Raw genomic sequence first — 327 nt, 5'->3', positions numbered from 1 at the left:
CACCTTGAGGACCTGTGCTCGTTGCGTTAGTGCTAGTTGGGGTTACCTTAGTCACTGTTGGGGTATACGTCGCAGTGACTTCTGTTCCATTCTTATCTACACGTTTGACTGTGACAGGATCTGGTGTGCCAACGTATTGTTTTTCTGGAGTAAAGGTAATAGATCCATCTGGATTGATGCTGTATTCACCTACACCCGGAACTGTTTTCGTTGATTGACCATCTTCGAATGTCATTGGTTTTGTATCATCAAGTGGAACCAGTGGATTACCTTCTGTGAAGGTTGGGGTGCCCGTTTGTGGGACACCTTGAGGACCTGTGCTCGTTG

Annotated in this window: 1 protein-coding gene; it reads right to left on the bottom strand. The window is 46.8% G+C overall.

What is annotated here, in order from left to right; translation table 11 throughout:
* On the bottom strand, positions 1-327 hold a 327-nt coding region (locus HMPREF2885_RS05995), incomplete at both ends, for an Ig-like domain-containing protein (RefSeq protein ID WP_148131142.1).

It is taken from the genome of Streptococcus sp. HMSC062H02, assembly GCF_001813005.1.
Classification (GTDB): domain Bacteria; phylum Bacillota; class Bacilli; order Lactobacillales; family Streptococcaceae; genus Streptococcus; species Streptococcus oralis_S.
The sequence above is the reverse complement of the archived record's forward strand: the minus strand, read 5'-3'. Positions and strand labels throughout refer to the sequence as shown.